This is a genomic window from Pararhizobium sp. LjRoot255 (genome assembly GCF_964252905.1).
Classification (GTDB): Bacteria; Pseudomonadota; Alphaproteobacteria; order Rhizobiales; family Rhizobiaceae; genus Pararhizobium.
In genome coordinates, this window is the sequence record NZ_CAXUPQ020000001.1 from 2,066,397 (window position 1) to 2,085,691 (window position 19,295).

General features: G+C 62.3%; 20 protein-coding genes. 15 read left to right on the plus strand and 5 right to left on the minus strand.

From position 1 onward, the window contains the following. Positions 1–64 precede the first annotated feature (64 nt). The 7 genes from ACSQ2W_RS10020 to dhaK all read left to right on the plus strand — a co-directional run bounded on the left by ACSQ2W_RS10020 (position 65) and on the right by dhaK (position 6,156). A complete protein-coding gene (locus ACSQ2W_RS10020) occupies positions 65–1,711 on the plus strand; it encodes a dihydroxyacetone kinase subunit DhaK (RefSeq protein ID WP_436086108.1) in 1,647 nt (548 codons plus the stop codon). Beyond that, positions 1,708–2,349 (plus strand): dihydroxyacetone kinase subunit DhaL, encoded by a 642-nt coding sequence (dhaL, locus tag ACSQ2W_RS10025; protein ID WP_436086109.1) that lies wholly within the window; start codon positions 1,708–1,710, stop codon positions 2,347–2,349. The genes ACSQ2W_RS10020 and dhaL overlap by 4 nt, the downstream gene beginning before the upstream one ends. Further along, positions 2,346–2,747 (plus strand): dihydroxyacetone kinase phosphoryl donor subunit DhaM, encoded by a 402-nt coding sequence (gene dhaM, locus ACSQ2W_RS10030; RefSeq protein ID WP_436086110.1) that lies wholly within the window; start codon positions 2,346–2,348, stop codon positions 2,745–2,747. The genes dhaL and dhaM overlap by 4 nt, the downstream gene beginning before the upstream one ends. Then, positions 2,747–3,088: an HPr family phosphocarrier protein gene (locus tag ACSQ2W_RS10035; RefSeq protein WP_436087740.1), complete on the plus strand. Its 342-nt coding sequence runs from the start codon at positions 2,747–2,749 to the stop codon at positions 3,086–3,088. Before dhaM ends, ACSQ2W_RS10035 begins: the two co-directional genes overlap by 1 nt. Next, complete coding sequence (locus ACSQ2W_RS10040) at positions 3,072–4,658, plus strand: putative PEP-binding protein (RefSeq protein ID WP_436086111.1); 1,587 nt, start codon at positions 3,072–3,074, stop codon at positions 4,656–4,658. Before ACSQ2W_RS10035 ends, ACSQ2W_RS10040 begins: the two co-directional genes overlap by 17 nt. A 1-nt stretch (position 4,659) precedes the next feature. Further along, positions 4,660–5,070: a hypothetical protein gene (locus tag ACSQ2W_RS10045; protein ID WP_436086112.1), complete on the plus strand. Its 411-nt coding sequence runs from the start codon at positions 4,660–4,662 to the stop codon at positions 5,068–5,070. A gap of 90 nt (positions 5,071–5,160) precedes the next feature. Beyond that, on the plus strand, positions 5,161–6,156 hold the full coding sequence (gene dhaK / locus ACSQ2W_RS10050) for a dihydroxyacetone kinase subunit DhaK (protein ID WP_436086113.1): 996 nt from the start codon (positions 5,161–5,163) through the stop codon (positions 6,154–6,156). Here dhaK and ACSQ2W_RS10055 read toward each other — a convergent pair whose 3' ends face one another. Both ACSQ2W_RS10055 and ACSQ2W_RS10060 read right to left on the minus strand, forming a co-directional pair. Next, positions 6,157–7,488, minus strand: coding sequence for an NAD(P)/FAD-dependent oxidoreductase (locus tag ACSQ2W_RS10055; protein ID WP_436086114.1), 1,332 nt, complete (start codon positions 7,486–7,488; stop codon positions 6,157–6,159). Between the two features lie 104 nt (positions 7,489–7,592). Continuing rightward, positions 7,593–8,630, minus strand: a complete 1,038-nt coding sequence (locus tag ACSQ2W_RS10060; protein ID WP_436086115.1) for a LacI family DNA-binding transcriptional regulator — start codon at positions 8,628–8,630, stop codon at positions 7,593–7,595. Between the two features lie 137 nt (positions 8,631–8,767). Between ACSQ2W_RS10060 and ACSQ2W_RS10065 the strand changes: the two genes are divergently transcribed. The 8 genes from ACSQ2W_RS10065 to ACSQ2W_RS10100 all read left to right on the plus strand — a co-directional run bounded on the left by ACSQ2W_RS10065 (position 8,768) and on the right by ACSQ2W_RS10100 (position 16,598). Beyond that, a complete protein-coding gene (locus ACSQ2W_RS10065) occupies positions 8,768–9,793 on the plus strand; it encodes a Gfo/Idh/MocA family protein (protein ID WP_436087741.1) in 1,026 nt (341 codons plus the stop codon). A 13-nt stretch (positions 9,794–9,806) separates the two neighbouring features. Continuing rightward, positions 9,807–10,709 (plus strand): sugar phosphate isomerase/epimerase family protein, encoded by a 903-nt coding sequence (locus ACSQ2W_RS10070; protein ID WP_436086116.1) that lies wholly within the window; start codon positions 9,807–9,809, stop codon positions 10,707–10,709. Positions 10,710–10,818: 109 nt separating this feature from the next. Continuing rightward, positions 10,819–12,051, plus strand: coding sequence for an ABC transporter substrate-binding protein (locus ACSQ2W_RS10075; RefSeq protein WP_436086117.1), 1,233 nt, complete (start codon positions 10,819–10,821; stop codon positions 12,049–12,051). Between the two features lie 288 nt (positions 12,052–12,339). After that, entirely contained in the window at positions 12,340–13,242 is a 903-nt protein-coding gene (locus ACSQ2W_RS10080; protein WP_436086118.1) for a carbohydrate ABC transporter permease, read from the plus strand. Then, positions 13,239–14,066, plus strand: coding sequence for a carbohydrate ABC transporter permease (locus ACSQ2W_RS10085; protein WP_436086119.1), 828 nt, complete (start codon positions 13,239–13,241; stop codon positions 14,064–14,066). Before ACSQ2W_RS10080 ends, ACSQ2W_RS10085 begins: the two co-directional genes overlap by 4 nt. Then, complete coding sequence (locus tag ACSQ2W_RS10090) at positions 14,063–15,130, plus strand: ABC transporter ATP-binding protein (protein WP_436086120.1); 1,068 nt, start codon at positions 14,063–14,065, stop codon at positions 15,128–15,130. Before ACSQ2W_RS10085 ends, ACSQ2W_RS10090 begins: the two co-directional genes overlap by 4 nt. Before the next feature lie 123 nt (positions 15,131–15,253). Continuing rightward, entirely contained in the window at positions 15,254–15,991 is a 738-nt protein-coding gene (locus ACSQ2W_RS10095; protein ID WP_436086121.1) for an SDR family oxidoreductase, read from the plus strand. 199 nt (positions 15,992–16,190) lie between these two features. Further along, positions 16,191–16,598, plus strand: coding sequence for a winged helix-turn-helix domain-containing protein (locus ACSQ2W_RS10100; protein ID WP_436086122.1), 408 nt, complete (start codon positions 16,191–16,193; stop codon positions 16,596–16,598). Here the strand turns inward: ACSQ2W_RS10100 and modC are convergent. The 3 genes from modC to modA all read right to left on the minus strand — a co-directional run bounded on the left by modC (position 16,573) and on the right by modA (position 19,205). Beyond that, entirely contained in the window at positions 16,573–17,640 is a 1,068-nt protein-coding gene (gene modC, locus ACSQ2W_RS10105) for a molybdenum ABC transporter ATP-binding protein (RefSeq protein WP_436086123.1), read from the minus strand. The genes ACSQ2W_RS10100 and modC overlap by 26 nt on opposite strands. Next, positions 17,637–18,338, minus strand: coding sequence for a molybdate ABC transporter permease subunit (gene modB / locus ACSQ2W_RS10110; protein WP_436086124.1), 702 nt, complete (start codon positions 18,336–18,338; stop codon positions 17,637–17,639). The genes modC and modB overlap by 4 nt, the downstream gene beginning before the upstream one ends. 72 nt (positions 18,339–18,410) lie before the next feature. Beyond that, positions 18,411–19,205: a molybdate ABC transporter substrate-binding protein gene (gene modA / locus ACSQ2W_RS10115; RefSeq protein WP_436086125.1), complete on the minus strand. Its 795-nt coding sequence runs from the start codon at positions 19,203–19,205 to the stop codon at positions 18,411–18,413. Positions 19,206–19,295 lie beyond the last annotated feature (90 nt).

Sequence of the window (19,295 nt, forward strand, 5' to 3'; positions counted from 1 at the left end):
GGGAGGTTGCATCGCTTGCGCCATGGCGGAAGGATGCGCAACGAGAAACGGACTGGATGGCCCCATGAAACATTTCTTCAACCGCAGAGAAACCATCGTCACGGAGGCTCTCGACGGTCTGTTGCGGACCGCGGCGCCGGGAATGCTGGCCCGTCTCGACAGCTACCCGGACATCAAGGTGGTCGTCCGCGCCGACTGGGACAGGTCCCGCGTCGCAGTGATTTCCGGCGGCGGGGCAGGGCACGAGCCGTCCCATGCGGGTTTCGTTGGCCGGGGCATGCTGACGGCTGCCGTCTCCGGCGAAATCTTCGCCTCTCCCAGCGTCGATGCCGTTTTGACTGCGATCCGGGCGGTGACCGGCAAACCGGGCTGCCTGCTGGTCGTCAAGAATTATACCGGCGACCGTTTGAATTTCGGCCTGGCGGCGGAAAAGGCCCGGGCGGAAGGTTTCGATGTCGAGATGGTCATCGTCGCCGACGATATCGCGCTGCCGGACATCAACCAGCCGCGTGGCGTCGCGGGCACGCTCCTCGTTCACAAGATCGCCGGTCATCTGGCCGAAAGCGGCGGGAGCCTCGCCTCGGTCGCCGCCACTGCCAAGGCTGCGGCTGCCGATATCGTTTCGCTCGGCGTGTCCTATTCCTCCTGCTCCATTCCCGGACGGCCTTACGAAGATCGCCTGAGAGAGAACCAGGGCGAGCTCGGCTTGGGCATCCACGGCGAGCCGGGGGTGGAAAAGATAGCCGTCCAGCAGGCCGACGGTCTTGTCTCGATCATGACGGAACGGCTATCGGCGGCGACGAAGCCGGCCGGGAAATATGCGCTTCTCATCAACAATCTCGGTGCCGTGCCGCCGCTGGAAATGTCGCTGATCGCCAATGCGGTGCTCTCGTCGCCGTTTGCTGACCGTGTCGCGCTGACGATCGGGCCGGGACCGATGATGACCGCCTTGAACATGAACGGCTTTTCCCTGTCGCTGATCCGGCTTGATCCCGTGCGCGAAACGGCGCTGCTGTCCGATGTCGCGCCGCGTGCGTGGCTGCCGGCGGTCGCGCCGCATGCTGTTGCCATCGTGCCGGCGCCGAGAGCCGAAAGTCTGGCAGAAACGGCTGTGGCGAGCCATGATGGAGGGGCCGAGCGTGTGCTTGCTGCCATCTGCGACCGGCTGATTGCGCTCGAGCCGGAGTTGAACCGGCTGGATGCCAAGGCGGGCGATGGTGACACCGGATCGACGGTTGCCACTGGTGCCCGCAGCATTCTGGCGCAGACGGGTGGCCTGCCCCTTGCCGACAGGGCAACGCTTTTGTCTGTCATCGGCGAAACGCTTTCGACTGCGATGGGTGGTTCGAGCGGCGTCCTCCTGTCGATCTTCTTTACTGCGGCGGGCAGGGCGAGCGGGGACGGGGGGAGCCTTGTCGGGTCCCTGCTCGCCGGGCTCGAGCGGATGACCTTCTACGGCGGCGCCCATCCGGGCGATCGCACCATGGTCGATGCGCTGTCTCCGGCGCTTCATGCAATGGCAGTGGGCGGCGTCCGTGCCGCCGCCGATGCGGCGCGCAAGGGCGCCGATGCGACCAAGGCGATGCGCAAGGCGAATGCCGGCCGATCCGCCTATATCGGCGAGAGCGATCTCGATGGCGTGATGGACCCCGGCGCGCATGCCGTGGCCGAGGTTTTTGCGGCTGTCGCCGGTATCCTGGAGCCCGCATGATCCTTGCGCGCGAGCCGAAGTCTGCCAGCGATCAAGCGGCCCGGATTTGCCGCGTGATCGAGGCGTGCCGGAACGCGATCGCGGCACAGGAAGCCCATCTCTGCGACCTCGATTGCGCGATCGGCGATGGCGATCATGGCACCAATATGCGGCGTGGGCTGGAAGCCTTGGCCGCCGAACGGCAGCAACTCGCCGCGATGCCGGTTCCCGAAGCGATGATCGCGGCCGGGACGATCCTCGTGATGAGCATCGGCGGCGCGGCCGGACCGCTCTATGGCACGCTGCTCTTGGAGATCGGCAAGGGCCTGGCCGCCGAGCCGCCGCCAGCGAAATTTCCAGATGTCTTTCAACAGGCCGTGGCCGCCGTCGCGCGCCGCGGAAAATCGCACCCGGGAGAGAAAACGCTGCTCGACGTTCTTTATCCTTTCAGCGAGGCTGTGATAAGCGACACGCCTCTCCAGCAGCTTGCCGAGCAAGCTCAGGGTTTCGCCGATATGACCATCGACATGAAGGCCATGCGCGGGCGCGCCTCGTTCCTCGGTGACCGGTCGGTGGGGCATATGGACCCGGGTGCTGCCAGCTGCGCGCTTCTTTGTCAGGTCGTCTGCCATGAACTGGCGAAGGCAGGTGCAGCATGACAGGCAAGATCGAGAATGTCGGCATCGTGATCGTCTCCCATTCACCGCTTGTAGCAAAAGGCGCTGCCGACATGGTGCGCCAGATGGTCGGGGACAGCGTGCCGCTCGCCTGGTGCGGCGGCAATCCGGCCGGCGGGCTCGGCACCGATACGGGCGCGATCCTGAAGGCCATCGAGGAAGCCTGGTCGGAGGCCGGAGTGGCGATCTTCGTCGATCTCGGCGGCGCGGAAACCAACAGTGAAATGGCGATCGAAATGATCGGCAAGGGGCGGGCCGCACGCATCGTCATCTGCAACGCGCCGATCGTCGAAGGGGCCGTGATCGCCGCTGCGGAAGCCTCGGGCGGGGCATCGCTGGCAAAGGTGGTGGCAACGGCACAGGAGCTTTCCCCGTCATGATGGACAAGCGCCACGGCAGCTACGGGGGTTCGGGTTCGGCGGGTGGCCATGCCTCCGTCGAATTGCTGATCACCCATGGCGTCGGCTTGCACGCGCGACCCTCCGTAACCTTCACGCGGCTTGCCAGATCCTTTCCCTGCACCATCGAGATCGAGGTCAATCGCTCCGGCCTCTGGCTCAATGCCAAAAGCATCGTCAAGGTCATGGGCGCGCGCATCCGCAAGGGATCGACACTCAGGATAAGGGCGCATGGCCTGAGGGCCGATGAGGCGATCTCGGTTCTCGAAGCGCTGTTCGTCGACGATTTCGGTGAGGAAAGATCCCATGTCCGGGGCGCTTAGGCTGCAGGGCCAGGGCAATGGCCAAGGGTATGCGATCGGTCCGGCGCACGTGCCTTCGGAACCCCGGAGCCCCATGGAGGGCGGCGCGTCGCCTTCGCTGGAATTCGACCTTCTCAGAAGCGCGATCGAGGAGGCGGTCAGCGCCCTCAACGAACTGATGGTGCGAACTGATCCGCCAAGCTCGGACATCCTCGAGTTCCAGGTCGAAATGTTGCGCGATCCGGTGATCGGCGACATGGCCGCCGAGTATATCGGCGAGGGACAGAATGCGGCGCTCGCCTGGGTGACGGCTCTCGAGGAATATATCGCCGGGTTCGAGCTGTCGGAGGATGACGATATTCGGGCGCGGGCGGTCGATGTCATCGATATCCGCGATCGGGTGCTTCGTATCCTTGAAGGCAGGCCACCCGCCAACTTTCCCAGGGGGGCGGTCTTCGCCGGCAGGGACATGGCGCCCAGCCTTTTTCTCGCCCATGACTGGAGCGGCGGCGGCGGCATTGCGCTTGCAGCCGGAAGCTCCGCAAGCCATGTGGCGCTGCTTGCCCGCGCCAAAGGCGTGCCGATGGTCGTCGGTGTCGGCGGGCCTGCCATTGAGCCCGAGGCTCCGGTTCTGGTCGACGGCGGCACCGGTCTCGTCGTCGTTCATCCAAGCGGTGCCGATATTGCAATGGCGGCAATGGGAGAAAAACCGACGCCCGAGATACCCGCGCGATTTGAGCTTCCATCCGCCGGTCTTCCAGCCGGCCGCGTGGAGATATTGGTCAATATCAGCGATATCGCCGAGATTCATAGCCTTGACTCGAATGTCTGCGACGGCATCGGGCTTTCGCGAACGGAGTTTCTCCTGTCGGCGGCCGCGGATCTGGCGAATGAGGAAAAGCAGTTCCGGCTCTACGTCGAAATGCTGGATTGGGCCGCCGGCAAGCCGGTCACCATCCGTCTCTTCGATCTTGGCGGTGACAAGCCGCTAGGTGGGTTTGGCGTCGAGGAGCGCAATCCGTTTCTCGGTCTGCGCGGTATCCGTCTGCTTCTGGCGATGCCGGCGATGCTGCGAATCCAGGCCCGGGCGCTTTTACGGGCTGCGGCATTGGGGCCGCTGAAGGTGCTGCTGCCGATGGTGACCTTCCCTGGCGAGGTTGATCAGACGCGGCGGATTTTCGAGGAGGAAGCGGCAAGCCTTGTCCAGCGGCACATCGACATCGGGGTTCCCGACATAGGCATGATGGTCGAGGTTCCGGCTGCGGCGATCATGCTCGACACATTCGAAACGGCCGACTTCTTTTCGCTCGGCACAAATGACCTGGCGCAGTATCTGACGGCTTGCGCGCGTGACAACGCTTCTGTCGCCAACATGTATGGTCAAGCAACCCCCGTCTTGTTGCGGCTGGTCGCACAGGCGGTAAGGATCGCGCGTGACATGGACAAACCGATCGGTATCTGTGGCGACCTGGCCGGTAACCCGGCATTGCTGCCGTCGCTGATCGCAAGCGGCATACGTCAGATTTCCGTTGCTCCATCGCAGTTGCCTGCCGTAAAGGCGGTGCTGGCGCAGGCAAGGATGGAAGGCTGACATGGCACGCGACGTAAGCGAAGATGCCATCACGGCATACAAGACCATCCTCGCCGCCATCATCGACAACAGGCCTTCCGGTACGCGCCAGCGTCTCGCGGTGGCGCTGGGCAAACATCGCAGCTTCGTCACGCAGATCACCAGCCCGGGCTATACCACGCCGTTACCGGCCAGGCATCTGGCGACGATCTTCCAGGTCTGCCATGTCAGCAACCCCGAGCAGGACCGTTTTCTCGAAGCCTATCAACGGGCGCATCCGGGCAAACTGCCTGATCTCGGCACTGCCGGCGGGCTGCGGCAACTGACGCTGATGGTCGCCGATTTCGGCGACGAGCGGAAGAACCGCATGCTCGACGAGGCCATCCAGGATTTCATCCAGAAGATCGTCGTTCTTTCCGGCGAGGGAGACTGAATTGCGCTCGCCTTCGTTCGACCTTTGCATCCTCACAACGCCACTGGAAAATTCGGCCCGCTCGGATAGCATTGCTGCGGGGAGTGGGAGATGAAGAAATTCATGAACAGCGCCGGGACGCTGGCGCAGGACTGCCTGGAGGGTTTCGTTGCCGCGCATGGCGATATCGTTCTGTTCGGCGAGGGGAAAAAACACGTCCGGCGCCGGGTGCTGACGTCGGGCAAGGTCGCGATCATTTCTGGCGGCGGCGCCGGCCATGAACCGATGCACACCGGCTTTGTCGGTCATGGCATGCTGGACGCCGCCTGCACAGGGCATGTTTTCACGTCGCCAACGCCCGACCAGATTTTGGCAGCAATCCGCGAAACGGATGGTGGCGCAGGCACGCTGCTGATCGTCAAGAATTACGATGGCGACGTGATGAATTTCGAAATGGCGGCCGAAATGGCGATGGCTGGCGGCGCACATCGCATCGAGACGGTCATCGTCAATGACGATATCGCCATCGAGCGATCGGTGCGGGGGACGGGCCGGCGCGGGGTCGCGGGCACGCTGGTTGTCGAGAAGATCGCCGGGGCGGCCGCACAGGCGGGTGCCAATCTGCGGGAGTTGAAAGAACTCGGCGATGCCGTCGTTGCCGCAACCCGCACGATGGGCGTGGCGCTGAAGGGCACGACGGTGCCGCAGACGACGCGCGAGACCTTCGTGCTCGGGCCGGACGAGATGGAAGTCGGCGTCGGCATCCATGGGGAGCCCGGCCGCTCGCGCGATCGGATGACCAACGCGTCGGCGGTCGTCGAGCTGATCTGCAGGCACATTCTTGAGGATTTCGGCTCGCGCGGCGAACAGTCGATCCTGCTCTTCGTCAATGGTCTTGGCGCAACGCCGCTGTCGGAGCTCTACCTTGTCTTCGGTCTGGCGCGGTCATTTTTTGAAGGGCAGGGCGTGACCATCGTGCGCAGCCTTGTCGGGACCTATGTCACGTCACTCGACATGGCAGGCGTATCGATTACTGTGACCATATTGGACGACCGCCTGAGCGGTCTTTGGGACGCCCCGGTTCTGACCGCATCGCTGCGCTGGTAGTCAGACTGGCGGCGCAATTTCGATTGGCGTGCCGTCGGAAAAGCGGGTGAAGCGAAAGGGTGCGGGATCAACGATCGGCATGTTACCGGTGACCAGATCGGCAGCGAGATGCCCGGCACCGGGGCCGATACCGAAGCCGTGGCCGGAAAATCCGGTCGCAATGACCAGTCCGTGAAGACTGTCGAGCGTGGATATGACCGGGACTGCGTCCGGCGTCACGTCGATCAGGCCGGCCCAGATTTGCTCCACTTTCGCATCGCGCAGCACCGGCAGGCCTTCCGTGGCCGCCCGCAGCGCGTTCAGGGCGGCTCTGCCATCCGGATTCGGATCGAGAATCCGGTGCCGTTCGAAAGCGCCGGGCCGGTCGAGGGGGACTGCGGAGATTTCGAACAGTTCCTGCCAGCTTCGAGCGCTAAGACCGAGCTGCACCGATCCGCCCTCGACCTTCCTGGCAGGTTGGAATTCGCGGAAGAAGGCAAAACTGTCCGGCACCAGCGCATGCATGTTGATGCCGCCGTTGGCGATGGTATAGCCGCCGTCCAGCCGCTTCCGATAGGCATAGGTGGCGGTGGCACCTGCGCCATCCGGCCCTCGGCTCACCGCGCTGGTGCGCAGCACCGAGTTACGCACTTTCAGTTGCGGCAGCCGGATGCCAAGTCCCTTGCAGAACAGACGAGACCAGGCGCCGCCGGCAAGCACGATGGCGGAAGTCTCGATGCGGCCCTTTTCGGTGATGACGGCGCTGACGCGGCCAGCGCTTTTTTCGACGCCGCGCACGGCGCAGCCTGTCAGGATGCGGGCACCTGCCCGGCGTGCGCCCGTCGCAATCGCCGGTACTGCCTTTTGCGGTTCGGCTCGGCCATCACTTGGCGTGTAGAGCGCGCCTTTGTATCGCCGCGCAGAGCCCAGCATCACGGCGGCCGTCTCGTCCGGGCCGATCTGCCGCGTATCGAGCCCATGCGCCTGCGCGAGTTTCAGCCAGGCGTCGCGATTGGCTATGTCCGTCTCGTTCTCCGAGATATAGAGAATACCGGATCGACGAAACCCAGTCTGGCCGCCGACGCGCGCATCCAATCCATCCCAGATTTTCAGCGCTTCGATGGCCAGCGGAATTTCCCGCCGATCGCGGCCCATGACCCGGACCCAGCCCCAGTTGCGGCTGGATTGCTCGCCACCGAGTACGCCCTTCTCGCACAGCACGACGTCGACGCCGCGTTCGGCAAGGAACAGCGCCGTGCTTATGCCGATGATACCGCCGCCGATGACGACGACGCCGGCTTTCTTCGGCAGGATTTGATCGGTTTCAATCGGGTCGAGCACGGGGCCGGGCATGTGGGCTGGTTTCCAGTGTCAGAGGTGGGCCTGTCTGATTTGCACGGGATACTGCCAGTGTTCAAGTCGCGAAGAATGACCCGTTGCTGCGGCTTCGGTGCCGATCAACCATGGGGCAACATGAAGGCGTCGCTTTCGCCTTCAATCAGCTCTTCCCGCCAGACCTTCCGCAGTTCCGCATTCGGGTAAAAATGGCTGAACGGGGGCATTGTTGCCAGCAGCGCTTCCGCGAGCGCGATGCCGAGATCGCGCCGGGAGAGTTCGAAGCCGGTAAGGCTTGGCGACAGGAAATGCGTCTGGGGGTTGTGGCGGCCAATCACGGCGATATCGCGCCCCGGCTTCAGTCCGGCTTCGCTCAATCCCCGGTAAAATCCGATCGCAATGGTCTCGTTGACCAGGAGTATTGCCGTTGGCCGGTCCTTCTTCGACAAAAGGTCGTGTGCGATCTGGTACCCGCCCGCCTCGTTGGGTGTCGAGCGGAAGATAAGATCGGGGTCAAGGGAAAGGCCGTGGGCTGCAAGCGTGCTGGCGGCCTGATCGACGAAGATATAACCGAGGTTGACGTCATCATGCGGCCTTGTCACGGCGATCCGCCGGTGGCCCCTGGCAACGAGCCTGTCGATCGCAGTCTGTGCCATGCCTTCGAAATCAAGGTCGAGCCAAGGCTGACCGACGTCGGTGAGGCTGCGCCCGAGCGTGGCAAAGGGGATCTTGCGCTTGGCAAGGAACTCCAGGCGCGGATCGTGCCGTTGGGTTGCCGAGAGGATGAGCCCGTCGGCGAATCCGCGGGCGACGACGCGCCGGAGATAGTCGTCCGGGTCCTCCTGAGACGAACAAAGGAGCGCGACGAGATCGAGATGGTGGCGGGCAAAGACGGTCTGCACGCCATCGAAGACGTTCATGAAGAAGGTGTCGCCCTGACCGGTGATCTCGGCTCCGGTCTGCATCATGAAGCCGATGATGTTGGTCGTGCCCTGCCGCAGGCTGCGGCCGGACTGGTTGGGCACGTAGCCGAGTTCGGCTGCGGCCTCGAGCACTCTTTTGCGCGTCTCCTCATTCACGTCCGGCCGCCCGTTCAACGCCCGCGAGACGGTTCCGATCGAAATGTCGAGATGTTGTGCAAGCCTGCGTATGCCCGTCATTCCAGCCGCTTTCAACGAGCGATTTCGGATGCCCGATGTCCATCTATTGACACGTTTCAAAATTTGTTCATAGTACCGTAAACGTTTACGGTGATCGAAAAGGAGCGAAAACCGTAGACTTTGTGGAGGAGAATCCCATTTTGCGTGCAGTTTTGTGCGGATGCGGAGCTATGGCCAGAGGCTGGCTGAAAGCGATCGCGGATACCCCTGAAATCAGAGCGGCTGTTGATGTCGTCGGCCTCGTCGATGTCAACCCGATGGCGGCAAAGGCGCTTGCCGACGAGTTCGGTCTGGTCGATGCCGTTGTCGGTCGCGACCTCGGGACCGTACTGGCAGAAACCGCGGCCGACGTGGTTTTCGACGTAGTTATTCCGTCTGCCCGTCACGATGTCGTCGCAACGGCTCTGGCGCATGGATGCCACGTGCTGAGCGAGAAGCCGATGGCGTCCTCGATCGAGGAGGGGCGGTCGATGATCGCCCAGGCCGCCGCCGCCGGAAAAGTCCATGCCATCGTCCAGAACCGGCGCTTCATATCGGGCATTCGCCGCATTCGCCGGCTTGTCGAAAGTGGCGGGCTCGGCGAACTCACGGCCATTCATTGTGATTTCTTCATCGGTGCGCATTTCGGCGGTTTTCGCGAAGAGATGGACAATGTGCTTTTGCTCGACATGGCGATCCACACGTTCGACGCGGCCCGCTTTGTCGCCGACAAGGTGCCGGTTGCGGTCTATTGCCATGAAAGCAACCCGCGCGGCTCGTGGTATGCGCATGGTGCCGCGGCCAATGCGATCTTCGAATTCAAGGATGACGTGACCTTTACCTATCGCGGCTCCTGGTGCGCCGAAGGCGCCAATACCAGCTGGGAAAGCCAATGGCGGATCATCGGCACGCAGGGCACGCTGCTCTGGGACGGCGCCGAGGATTTTCAGGCGACCAGGGTGGCGGGAACGGAAGGCTTCCTGCGGCCGGTCGATGCCATTCCGGTGCCTGAGCCCGAAAACGAGGCGGAGACCCATGGCCATGCCAGCGTCATCGCCGATTTTCTCACCGCCATCAGAACCGGCCGGCGGCCTGAAACCGAGAGCAATGACAATATCAACAGCCTTGCCATGGTGTTTGCGGCGATCGAAAGCGCCCGCACCCGGCAGCGCGTGACCCTATGAACAGGACGATTTCATGAGTAATCCGGCAAAAGCCATCCGCATCGGCACGATGATCAGCGCATCCGGCGGCAAGGCCGCCGATCGCATCAGTGAGATCGCCGGTATGGGTTTCGAGAGCTTCGAGCCCTTCTTCTGGCAGACGACCAACGGTCAGGATCTCGCCGAACTCGGCAGGCGTTGCGTCGAGGCGATTGGCGATCGCGACATCACCATCTCGACACTCGGCATGTTCGGCAATCCGCTGGAGACGACCGATATCGATCGCGACACGCTGCAGGGCTGGAAGGACTGCATCGACAACGCGCATCATTTCGGCGCCACCTGCGTCGCCGGCTTTACAGGGAGAATTCGCAACGCACCGCTGACCGATAGCCTGCCGCGCTACAAGGAAATCTGGAGCGAACTTGCCCGGCGCGCCGCCGACAGGGGCATCAAGATCGCCTTCGAGAATTGCGCCATGGACGGCAACTGGGCGACGGGCGATTGGAACATCGCCCACAATCCGGATGCCTGGGAGCTTATGTTCAACGAAACGCCGGATGATCATATCGGCCTTGAATGGGAGCCCTGCCACCAGATGGTCTATCTGATCGAGCCCATCCCGCAGATCCGCAAATGGGCGCACAAGATTTTCCATGTGCACGGCAAGGACGCGACGATCCGCTGGGACGTCATCCGTGAACACGGCATTTTCGGCAAGGAAAAGTTCGTCTTCATGCGCACGCCGGGCTTCGGCGACACCAACTGGACCGACGTCATTTCCGAGCTCCGGCTTGCCGGCTGGTCCGGCTCCATCGACATCGAAGGCTGGCACGATCCGGTCTATCGCGATCAGCTGGAAATGACCGGCCAGGTGCATGGTCTCAACTATCTGAAGGCTTGCCGGGGCGGCGACTTCGTCGTCGATCCCGCCTGATTGATCAGGCCGGCCTGACCGGTCAGGCAGGTCTGAATGGACTGAAATGGACTGAAGAAGGCCGGCATGGAGGATGACGGCCGACAAGGATAACCAACAGGAGGAAACTATGGGTATCCGCAAATATGCAGTCATCGGTGCGCTGGCGCTTGCAGGCGTGTCGCTGTATGGCCTGTCCGCCAAGGCGGAGGATGTGAAGCTTACCGTCTGGTCGCTCGACCGTGACATTCAGCCGGCGCCAAATCTGGTGGCCGAGTTCAACAAGCTCAACAACGGCATTCAGATAGAGTACCGGCAAATCCAGTTCGATGATGTCGTCAGCGAGGCCATGCGCGCCTATTCGACGGGCCAAGCGCCGGACATCATCGCCATCGACAATCCGGAACATGCGCTGTTTTCGTCGCGCGGCGCCTTCCTCGATCTCACCGACATGATCTCGACATCGACGGTGATCAAGCCGGAAAACTATTTCCCCGGGCCGCTGAAATCGGTCGAGTGGGACGGCAAATATTACGGCGTGCCGAAGGCGACCAACACGATCGCCCTCTACTACAACAAGGACATGTTCAAGGCGAAGGGGCTTGACCCCAACAAGCCGCCGCAGACGTGGGACCAACTGGTGGAGGCGGCGCGCAAGCTGACCGATCCCGCCGCCAACGTCTACGGTCTCGCCTTCTCGGCCAAGGCCAACGAGGAGGGTACCTTCCAGTTCCTGCCCTGGGCGCAGATGGGTGGCGGCAGCTATGAGAACATCAATACCGAGGGCGCGGTAAAAGCGCTCGAAATCTGGAAGACGATCATCGATGAAAAGCTCGCTTCGCCCGATACGCTGACGCGTGGTCAGTGGGATTCGACCGGTACCTTCAATTCCGGCAATGCCGCCATGGCGATCTCCGGCCCGTGGGAACTCGACCGCATGACACAGGAGGCGAAGTTCGATTGGGGTGTGACGCTGCTTCCGGTGCCGAAGGAAGGCGCCGAACGCTCCTCCGCCATGGGCGACTTCAACTGGGCTATCTTCGCGTCGTCCAAGCATCCGGCCGAAGCCTTCAAGGCGCTCGAATATTTCGCGTCGCAGGACGACAAGATGTTCAAGAACTACGGCCAGCTTCCGGCCCGTTCAGACATCTCGATCCCCGAAACCGGCCAGCCGCTCAAGGACGCAGCCCTCAAGGTCTTCCTCGAGCAGCTGAAATACGCAAAGCCGCGCGGCCCGCATCCGGAATGGCCGAAGATCTCCAAGGCGATCCAGGATGCCATCCAGGCGGCCCTGACCGGTCAGGCGACACCCAAGGAGGCGCTTGATCAGGCGGCCGAAAAGATCAAGGCTGTCCTGGGCTGATCTGACGGGCGATGAAACGGATCTTGCTGCTCTTCTCCCCGGCGGGGAGAAGAGCCGAGAAAAGCGAGATGATGAGGGGATGTGAGCGTCGGCGACGCGACTGCCCCGAGCACAAGCGAGGACAGCCTTATGTCGCACTCTCCCTCATCCAGCCCTACGGGGCGCCTTCTTCCCGTTGGGGAGAAGAAATCAAACCGGATGGCTGACGCGCCATCCAGCATTTCCTCCCGGGAGGGGTTGTCATCTGCTCAAGCGTTTGGCAGCCCCGTTCGGGACCTCGGAGGCCCGATGAAGAGGCTCCTTTCCAGTGTCAGGGATGGCCGCGGTTTCGATATCGTGCTGGTCGCCTTCCCGCTCGGTTTTCTGTTTCTGATGGCAGGATTGCCGCTGCTGTACAACGTCCTGATGAGCTTTCAGGAGGTCGACATGTTCAGCCTCGGCACGCTGTTGCGCCCCTTTGTCGGCTTGAAGAACTATCGTGACCTTTTCGCCCAGCCCGAAACGCTACCGATCCTTGCCAATACGGCGATCTTTGTCACCGGCTCGATCGCCGGACAGTTTCTCCTCGGCTTCGGGCTCGCGCTGTTCTTCTGGGTCAATTTTCCCGGCGCCTCCTGGCTGCGCGGCCTTTTCCTCGTCTCCTGGGTCATGCCGGGTCTCGTCGTCGGCGCCATCTGGAACTGGATCCTGTCGGGGGATTTCGGTGTCCTCAACTTCATCTTGAGGGAAGGCGGTGTCATCTCCGGCAATATCTTCTGGCGCTCGGATCCGAACTATTCGCTCTATGCCGTTATCATCGCCAATATCTGGCTCGGCACCGCCTTCAACATGATCCTCCTCTCGGTCGGCCTCGCGGGTATCCCCGCCGATCTCTACGAGGCCGCCGAACTCGATGGCGCCAATGCCTGGCAGCGCTTCTGGACGATCACCTTGCCGATGATGCGCTCCACTATCGGCGCCATCATCTCGCTTGGCCTGATCTTCACGCTGCAGCAGTTCGACCTCTTTGCCGCAATCACCTCCGGCGGGCCGAACAACTCGTCCAACGTGGCGCAATACTGGGCCTGGGAGCAGTCCTTCCGACAGTACGACTTTGCCAAGGGGGCGACGATTTCGGTCCTGATGATCATCTTCGTCATGATCGCCTCGGTCGTCTATGTCCGCTCGACACGTCACGAGGTGCGCGGATGAGCGACACTGCCCGCGACCGCCTGATGTTCGTAATCGCCCTCATCATGGCGGCGATCTACCTCTTTCCGCTCTACTGGATGTACATCACCGCGCTTAAAAGCGGTTCCGAGATGTTCGCCACGCCGCCGACATTCTGGCCGTCCGTGCCGCAGTGGAGCACCTATGCCTATGTCTGGGAAAGCCGGGGCATGGGGCGCTATATCTGGAACTCGCTGGTCATCGCCTCCGGAGCCGTGGTGCTGATCACCGTGCTCGGCGTCGGTTGCGCCTATGTGCTGGCGCGTTACCGCAATGCCTGGGTCGATATCGGCCTGTTCCTGATCCTCATGCTGCAGGTCCTGCCGGCCTCCTTGATGATCACGCCGATCTTCGTCGGCTTTTCGCAACTCGGCATGCTGGACTATCCTCGTCTTGCCGTGATCATCGCGATTGCCGCGAAAAGCATGCCGTTCTTCGTCGTGCTCGTGCGGGCCACTTTCATGGCCGTGCCGATGGAACTGGAGGAAGCGGCGCTGGTCGACGGCAATTCACGGGTCGGCGCCTTCTTTCATATCGTGCTGCCGCTTGCCCGCAACGGCATCCTGATCAGCGCCATCCTGATCTTCATGCAGGCCTTCGGCGAGTTCGTCTATTCGAAGTCGATCATCCAGGCCATCGAACTTCAGCCCGCCAGCGTCGGCCTCAACTCCTTCATGGGGCCGAACACCAATGAATGGAACAACATCATGGCCTACGCCACGATTTACGTGACCCCCATTCTCGCCATCTTCGTGCTGCTGCAGCGGCGCATCGTCTCCGGCCTTACCTCGGGAGCCATCAAATGACCAAGCAGATCGAACTCTCGGGCGTCAACAAATATTACGGTGCCTTCCACGCGCTGAAGGATATCGACCTCAGCATCGAGAAGGGCAGCTTCGTCGCGCTCGTCGGCCCCTCCGGCTGCGGCAAGTCCACGCTGCTGCGTTCGCTGGCCGGGCTTGAGAGCATTTCGACGGGCGACTTGAAGATCGCCGGCGAATTGATGAACAAGGTGCCGCCGCGCAAGCGCGACATCGCCATGGTGTTCCAGTCCTACGCGCTCTACCCGCACATGACGGTCGAGCAGAACCTCACCTACAGCCTGCGCATTCGCGGGGTCGCCAGGGCCGAGGCCAAGAAGGCGGCAGAGGAGGTCGCGGCCACGACCGGGCTTTCGCATCTTCTCGGACGCTATCCGCGCGAACTCTCCGGCGGCCAGCGCCAGCGCGTCGCCATGAGCCGCGCCATCATCCGCCATCCCAAGGCCTTCCTGTTCGACGAGCCGCTGTCCAATCTCGATGCGGCGCTGCGCGTCCATATGCGCAAGGAAATTCGCACCCTGCACGACCGGCTGCACGCGACGTCGGTCTATGTCACGCACGACCAGATCGAGGCGATGACGATGGCCGATCATGTGGTGGTGATGAAGGATGGCGTGATCGAACAGCAGGGCGCGCCGCTGGAGCTTTACGACCGGCCGGCCAACAGGTTCGTCGCCGGCTTCATCGGTTCGCCGGCCATGAATTTCGTACCTGCGACGGTCGGCGAGGATGGCCGCTCGCTGGAGGTCGATATCGGCGAAAAGCAGACCATTCCGCTTGATCGCCAGCTCCAGCCGGGCCGCAAGGTGACCGCAGGACTGCGGCCGGAGCACCTGCATTTCGTCGAGCCGGGACAAGGCGTCTTCCGCCTTCCGGTCGGGATCGTCGAGACCACCGGTTCGGCGACCTACATCACCACGTCGACGGCAACCGAAGTGACGGTCGTCGACACAACCCGCAGGCCGGTCAGGGCCGGGGACGTCATCGATGTGTCCATCCGCCCGGCGGATGTGCACATCTTCGATGACGAAACAGGATTGAGGGTGTAGCCAGAGCTGCATTTGGTTTTTTCTATATAAAAATACGTTTCCTGCCCTTGACAAGCGGGGACCCGGCGATATTCCCTGTCGGCAATCGGATGCGGGTCGTAGCCGCGACAAGGGAGGAATGAGATGGGTGGACTTCTGGCCGGCAAACGCGCCGTGATCACGGCAGCAGCACAGGGCATTGGCCGCGCCGCAGCCGAGGCGTTCCAGCGCGAAGGGGCGATTGTCACGGCTACGGACCTCAATGAGGAAAAACTCGCCGAACTTTCCGCCCTTGGCATGAAAGTCGCGAAACTCGATGTCATGAATGCCGACGCGATCTCGGCCTTTGCCGCAGAAACCGGAACCATCGACGTGCTGTTCAACTGCGCCGGGACGGTGCATGCCGGAACGATCCTCGAGGCCAGCGAGCGGGACTATGATTTCGCCTTCGATCTCAACGTCAAGTCGATGTTCCGGCTGATCCGCGCCTTCCTGCCGGCCATGATCGAGAACGGCGGCGGCTCGATCATCAACATGTCGTCGGTTGCGGGTGTACCCATGGGTGTGCCGAACCGTTTCGTCTATTCCGCCAGCAAGGCGGCCGTTGTCGGCCTCACCAAGTCGATCGCCCTCGATTACATCAAGCAGGGCATCCGCTGCAACGCGATCGCGCCGGGCACGGTCCAATCGCCATCGCTCGAGGAGCGGATGAAGGCGCAGGGCAATTACGAGGAAGCCCGCGCTGCCTTCATCGCCCGCCAGCCGATGGGCCGCATCGGCCAACCGGAGGAGATTGCGGCGCTTGCCGTTTATCTCGGCAGCGATGTTTCCAACTATACGACGGGTCAGGTGCACGTCATCGATGGCGGCATGAGCCTGTAGTTGCACGCTGCTTACTGCATAATTCCTTAGGTCCTATTCGATCTAAGGATAAAATTATGCAGCAATTCAAAGTGCTACAGCGACCTTTGCGCGTCTGATAAGACGCGCGGCGCTGTAGCAGGCCAATGTTGCGGCCGCTATACATCGACAGACGCGCGTTATAGTCTCTGCCGATCGAGAGAAGGCGTGCAGCAATCGCATGACAGCAAAAGAAAACACCGGCCTCAAACCCGTCCTGAGGATCGATTTTCCGCATGCAGAGCGGCTGGGCCGGGGCAAGATTGCGCTGCTGGAACATATTCGCGAGACAGGCTCGATTTCGGCGGCGGGCCGCGCCATGGACATGTCCTATCGGCGGGCCTGGCTGCTGGTGAGCGCACTCAATAGCATGTTCAAGCAGGAGGCGGTCTTGTCGCAGCGCGGCGGAAAGCAGGGCGGCGGCGCGGTCGTCACGCCTTTCGGAGAAGAACTGGTCCGCCGCTTCCGGGCGATGGAGGAAAAGACGGAGGCGGCGCTTTCGGGAGAACTGGCCTGGCTGGAGAGCAATCGCAATCCCCATGCGATGCCGGCCGGCGTGCCGGTCACAGATCCAGCGCGACACTCTTGATGACGGCATGAACCGGCTTGCCGGCCTGCAGACCGAGCACGTCGCGCGAAAGCGTGGTTATCCGGGAAATGATCGTCACTCCGCCGCAATCGAGACGCACATCCACCATGCCCTGTACCGCCTCGCCGATCCCGACGATCGCGCCCGGAAGGATGTTGAGCGCGCTTAAGCCTTCCGGCCGGCTGGTGGCCAGCATGACATCGCGGGCCGCGATGTGAAGACGCACCGCCTTCCCGACTGGCGCCTCCAGGTGCGGCACTTGAATCAGCACGGTGCCAGAGCGAACGATCGTGATCTGGTGCGAAACATCGCTGGTTTCAACGACACCTTCGATCAGCGCGCCCGCCTCGCGGCGGCTGATAGCCGAGGATGGCGCGCTCAAAACCGTCGCCGCATCTCCGGATGCGCTGATCCGGCCGTTTTCGAGCACGATGACCCTGTTGGCCAGCCGCGCGACTTCGGCGACGGAGTGGCTGACATAGACAATCGGAATTGCCGTTTCATCCCGCAATCGCTCCAGATAAGGCAGAATCTCCGCTTTCCGCTCCTCGTCGAGCGCGGCCAGGGGCTCGTCCATCAAAAGCAGGCGCGGGCTTGAGAGCAACGCCCGGCCGATAGCGACGCGCTGTTTTTCTCCCCCTGAAAGATTGGCCGGCGCGCGGTTGAGAAGCGCTCCGATGCCGAGCAGATCGACAATCTTGTCAAAGTCCGGTCCTTCACCGGCGTACCGCGCGAACCAGCGGCCGTAGCCGAGATTGCGCCGGACGCTCAGGTGCGGAAAAAGCCGAGCCTCCTGAAAGACATAACCGAAGCGGCGTTTGTGCGGCGGCACGAAAACATGGGCCTCGCTATCGACGAGAACATCGCCGTTGAATGCAAGCCGCCCGTCGTCGGGGCGCAGCAACCCGGCAATGATGTTGACCAGCGACGTCTTGCCCGATCCGGAGCGGCCGAAGAGGGCGGTGACACCCTTGTCCGCAGAGAATGCCGCCGTGATCGAAAACGCGCCGAGACGATGGCGGATAGCGACCTGGAGGCTCATGCGGCGTCCATCTTCTTCACCGCGAGATTTGCCAGGACCTCCGAGACCATCAACGCTGCCATGGATATGACGATGGAAATGACGGTCAGGCGAAGCGCGCCTGCATCGCCGCCGGGCACCTGGGTGAAGGTATAGATCGCCGAGGAAAGCGTCTGGGTTTCGCCGGGAATATTGGAGACGAAGGTGATCGTCGCGCCGAATTCACCCATCGCCTTGGCAAAAGCGAGAATCATGCCGGCGATGATGCCGGGCAGGACGAGGGGGAGCGTGACTGTCAGGAAAACCCAGACAGGCCCGGCGCCCAGTGTGGCCGCCGCCTGCTCGAGCCTGCGGTCGACCGCCTCGATCGACAGCCGGATGCTGCGCACCATCAGCGGAAAGGCCATGATGGCGCAGGCAAGTGCTGCCCCCGTCCAGCGGAAGGAAAAGACGAGGCCGGTGTATTCGGCGAGAAAGGCACCGATCGGCCCGCGTTTGCCAAACAGGATCAGCAGGAGAAAGCCGGTGACGACCGGCGGCATGACCAGAGGAAGGTGAACTATGCCATTGAGGACGGCTTTTCCCCAGAAGCGGCCGCGCGCCAGGATCAAGGCAATGCCGAGCGCGAAGGGCAGGCTGGCAAGCATGGCGACAGACGATACGCGCAGGCTGAGAAGGATCGCCATCCACTCCGCATCGCTCAAAACCAGCCAGTCCAAATGCCGTGCTCCCGTCCTCGACGGTCAGACGATAGGCGCTCCATCCTCTGACGAATAGAGCGCCTCCTATGCTTATTTCAGGATGGTAAAGCCCTGCGCCTCAAAAAGCGCTGCGGCCTTTGCCGATTTGACGAAATCCAGATAGGCGGCGGCGTCCGGATTGCTGCTCTCTGCCGTGAGTGCGATCGGGTAGACGATCGGCGGATGGCTGTCTTCCGGGAAGGTGCCGACGATCGCCACGCCCTTGTCGGCGGCGGCGTCCGTCTTGTAGACGATGCCATAGGGCGCTTCGCCCTTGGACACCAGGAGAAGCGCCGCGCGAACGTTTTCGGCACCGGCCACGTTCTTTTCGACGGAAGACCAGACGCCGAGCTTTTCCAGCGCGGCCTTGCCGTATTTGCCGGCCGGAACGGAATCGACGGCGCCCATCGCAAGTTTCTCGTCGCCCAGCAGGACCTTCAGGTCGAAACCCTGCTTGATATCGACGGGTGCCGTATCCTTGCTGCCTGCCACCAGCACGATCTGGTTGCCGAGCAGATTGGCGCGGGTGTCGTCCTTGATCAGCTTCTTTTCGGCGACGTAGTCCATCCAGGCCAGATCGGCGGAGATGAAGACATCGGCCGGCGCGCCGGCTTCGATCTGCTTGGCGAGCGCCGAGCTTGCCGCATAGGAAACGGTCGTTTCCTTGCCGGCTTCCTTTTGCCATGCGGCGTTAACCGCATCGAGCGCGTTCTTCAGGCTGGCCGCGGCAAAGACTGTCACGTTTTCGGCGGCGGCGGCGGGCTGGGCAAACGGCATTCCGCTCAGCCAGAGAGTGGCGGCAGCAGCCCCGACAAATTTCAGCAAGGCTCGGCGTTCTCTGCGCATGCGGTTCCCCAATGGTCGAGATATTTCTTTAGATATAACCGCAAGAAGCGAATGACCAGCGTTATGTTTCAACAAATATATTGAAATTCA

Bases quoted from the DNA above. Each gene is read 5' to 3' on its own strand.
- ACSQ2W_RS10020 (WP_436086108.1), top strand. From the start codon at position 65: ATGAAACATTTCTTCAACCGCAGAGAAACCATCGTCACGGAGGCTCTC.
- dhaL (WP_436086109.1), top strand. From the start codon at position 1,708: ATGATCCTTGCGCGCGAGCCGAAGTCTGCCAGCGATCAAGCGGCCCGG.
- dhaM (WP_436086110.1), top strand. From the start codon at position 2,346: ATGACAGGCAAGATCGAGAATGTCGGCATCGTGATCGTCTCCCATTCA.
- ACSQ2W_RS10035 (WP_436087740.1), top strand. From the start codon at position 2,747: ATGGACAAGCGCCACGGCAGCTACGGGGGTTCGGGTTCGGCGGGTGGC.
- ACSQ2W_RS10040 (WP_436086111.1), top strand. From the start codon at position 3,072: ATGTCCGGGGCGCTTAGGCTGCAGGGCCAGGGCAATGGCCAAGGGTAT.
- ACSQ2W_RS10045 (WP_436086112.1), top strand. From the start codon at position 4,660: ATGGCACGCGACGTAAGCGAAGATGCCATCACGGCATACAAGACCATC.
- dhaK (WP_436086113.1), top strand. From the start codon at position 5,161: ATGAAGAAATTCATGAACAGCGCCGGGACGCTGGCGCAGGACTGCCTG.
- ACSQ2W_RS10055 (WP_436086114.1), bottom strand. From the start codon at position 7,488: ATGCCCGGCCCCGTGCTCGACCCGATTGAAACCGATCAAATCCTGCCG.
- ACSQ2W_RS10060 (WP_436086115.1), bottom strand. From the start codon at position 8,630: ATGACGGGCATACGCAGGCTTGCACAACATCTCGACATTTCGATCGGA.
- ACSQ2W_RS10070 (WP_436086116.1), top strand. From the start codon at position 9,807: ATGAGTAATCCGGCAAAAGCCATCCGCATCGGCACGATGATCAGCGCA.
- ACSQ2W_RS10075 (WP_436086117.1), top strand. From the start codon at position 10,819: ATGGGTATCCGCAAATATGCAGTCATCGGTGCGCTGGCGCTTGCAGGC.
- ACSQ2W_RS10080 (WP_436086118.1), top strand. From the start codon at position 12,340: ATGAAGAGGCTCCTTTCCAGTGTCAGGGATGGCCGCGGTTTCGATATC.
- ACSQ2W_RS10085 (WP_436086119.1), top strand. From the start codon at position 13,239: ATGAGCGACACTGCCCGCGACCGCCTGATGTTCGTAATCGCCCTCATC.
- ACSQ2W_RS10090 (WP_436086120.1), top strand. From the start codon at position 14,063: ATGACCAAGCAGATCGAACTCTCGGGCGTCAACAAATATTACGGTGCC.
- ACSQ2W_RS10095 (WP_436086121.1), top strand. From the start codon at position 15,254: ATGGGTGGACTTCTGGCCGGCAAACGCGCCGTGATCACGGCAGCAGCA.
- ACSQ2W_RS10100 (WP_436086122.1), top strand. From the start codon at position 16,191: ATGACAGCAAAAGAAAACACCGGCCTCAAACCCGTCCTGAGGATCGAT.
- modC (WP_436086123.1), bottom strand. From the start codon at position 17,640: ATGAGCCTCCAGGTCGCTATCCGCCATCGTCTCGGCGCGTTTTCGATC.
- modA (WP_436086125.1), bottom strand. From the start codon at position 19,205: ATGCGCAGAGAACGCCGAGCCTTGCTGAAATTTGTCGGGGCTGCTGCC.